Origin of the sequence: Corallococcus praedator (assembly GCF_003612125.1) — a bacterium.
Taxonomy (GTDB): Bacteria; Myxococcota; Myxococcia; order Myxococcales; family Myxococcaceae; genus Corallococcus; species Corallococcus praedator.
This window is the reverse complement of sequence record NZ_RAWI01000684.1, coordinates 1-2,456: the sequence shown is the minus strand read 5'-3', so window position 1 is coordinate 2,456 and position 2,456 is coordinate 1. Positions and strand designations below refer to the sequence as shown.

Sequence of the window (2,456 nt, the reverse complement as noted above, 5' to 3'; positions counted from 1 at the left end):
CACCCGGGGCTCCCTTCTGCGTGGGCCGAGTCACCCAGACGCCGGCATCCACGTTCAAGAACCCCATCCCGAACCCTGCGTCACCGGGACCTCCGGGGGTTCCCTCGGCGCCTGGATCTCCGTCGAGGCCCGGCCCGCCCACGCAGTTGAAGGCGCCGGAGTTGTCCACGGGGCCAGCATCTGCGCCGCCCGCTCCACCCTTCGTCGCGGGCTCGCCCGTCCCACCGGTCTCACCCTGGTCCCGGACGACGCCGCTGCCTCCGGGGCCACCCACTCCGGCGCCACTGACGGAACAGGTGCTGGTGCCTCCCGTGCCCTGATCTCCAGGGATGGAGCCCGTACCACTGGGCTGGGCGGCGCCCCCCGGGATGCCGGGGGCGCCCTTCACGTCGGGGCTCGCTGGCGAGCCTTTGTTTCCGGGCCCGCCCAGGCCTGCTTCCACGCGGGTGTTGTGGAGCTGCAGGTTCGCGGTGTGGATCGCCCGAAGGGCGATGGAGGACTCGCTGTCGTTGAGCGCGTCGTTGGAGGCGATGTGGAGGCCATCCAGCAGGACGCGCGCGTCGGTGACGTCGCGGACGGTGAACGCCAGCGTGCCGCCGTCGATGAGCGTGCCGCCGTCGGTGAACCGATCCCAATCGTTGGTGGTGCCGCGCCGGCTGTATCCGCCATGGAGCGAGACCGGCACCGTCACCTCCGTGGAGGCCTCGTTGTAGGTCCCGCGCGCCAGATAGAGGGTGGTGCGTCCGGAGGCGTTGGTGCGCACCTGCTCCAGCGCATGGGCCAGCGTCCCGAAAGGACGCTCCCGGGAGCCGTCGCCGGTGGTGTCATTGCCGCCTGCGGGATCCACGAAGTAGCCCGCGTCCGCGACGCCATCCACGCCATCGCAGTCGGTGTCGAGCCCCTGATCATCGGGCTGGTCGGGGATCGAACTGGGAATGCACTCCGGCCCTGCATCCCCGGCGTCGCTCCTGCCCCCGTCCCCTGCGTCCGCCGTGCCCCCATCCGGTTCGCAGCGGCCCTCGGCCACGCACTTCTCATAGGCCGCGTCGAAGTCCTGGCACCCGCCCACGCTGAGCACCGCACCGAACACCGCGCCCAGCGCTCCGACCTTCCAGATGTTCCGCATGGTTCTCCCCGAACTCACTGCCACGTCCCGGCGACGCTCAATCCGCCACCCTGGGGCGTGAGCGTCACGGACGGCTGAACGGAAGACTGCTTCGTCGGCAGGAAGTACAGCAGCGCGCCGGTCACCACCGCCGCCGCGCCCACGCCGATGCCCACCACGCCAATCGTCTGCGAACGCTTGCCGGAGTCCCGCGCCGCATCCGCCTCGGCCAGCGTCGGGAACTCGTTCTCATCCAGGTCGGTGAACTTGCTGCGCGACTGCACCAGGAACACCGTGCCCACGCCCGCGAGCACCACGCCGCCCGCCGCCGGCACCCACGCCCACTTGCGCCGCCCCGGCGTCTCCACCCTGGGCGCGTCGCCCAGGTCCACCCGCGTGGGCGGCTCGACGCCCGGCGAAACGCCCGGCGTCACCGGCTGCTTGTCGCCCGGCGTCACCGTGGGAGGCTGGATCACCACCTGCGGCGGCGGCGCCACCGGCTCCGGACGCAGCACCCGCAGCGTGCGCGGCACCACCACGTCCAGGGACTTGCTGAGCGCGTCCAGCACCTGATCCTCGGTGACGCCCGGCACCGAGTGCTCGACGAGCGGTGCGCCGTCCTGGGCCGTGTACACGCGCACGCCGGCCTTGTAGGCGTTGAGGTAGGGGCCCACCTCCGTCACCATCACCACGTCCGTCTTCGCCGCCACGCCCAGCGACGCGATGCAGGAGGGCTGCGTGCGGTTGCAGCGCATCATCGCGGTGCGCTTCTTCTTGGGCAGCGTGCGCGTCACGTCCTCCACGCGGACCACCTCCAGGCCCCGGGCCTTGAGCTGTTCGGCCACGTGCTCCTGGGCGGTTCCGATGAGGTAGCGGGGCGTGCCACGCGCCACGTCCGTCGGCGCCAGCAGCACGGTGAGGGGCTTCGCGGAGGAGGTGGTCGCGGGCGCCTGGGCGACCACCAGGGTGAGCGCGGCGATGAAGGGGATCAACACGGGACCACTTTCTCCCCGAGCCGACCGCGTCGCAAGGTCCGGATTCGTGGAAGCCGCATGGTGGGACAGGGCCCCACCCACCTGGGGACGACGGGGATGTCCGGCGTCGGGCGTCCCGCGCGGATGCGTCACGTCACCCGGGTCCGGGAGACCTGGAGGGTCCCCGTCGAGTCATGCGGAGGGTCCTACCGGCGCGGGCGTTCGGGCGCGGGACGGATCTGCGTCTTCTCCGACGTGTTCAGCTCGGTGCTCTGGCCCAGGTCGTCGTCGTCCTCGTCGTCGGGCGGGGGCGGGGGGCCCGGCGGACGCCGTGGCGGTGCCGCGGCCGTGCGCACGTTGTTGGACGAGGACGGGGC

General features: G+C 72.1%; 1 protein-coding gene and 1 pseudogene. Both read right to left on the bottom strand.

Features of this window, described 5'->3' with window-relative positions; genetic code table 11:
* A pseudogene (locus D7Y13_RS40810) lies at positions 1–1,126 on the bottom strand (DUF1565 domain-containing protein); the annotation flags it as partial.
* A gap of 14 nt (positions 1,127–1,140) precedes the next feature.
* Positions 1,141–2,100, bottom strand: a complete 960-nt coding sequence (locus tag D7Y13_RS40805; protein WP_120538387.1) for a hypothetical protein — start codon at positions 2,098–2,100, stop codon at positions 1,141–1,143.
* Positions 2,101–2,456: the final 356 nt, after the last annotated feature.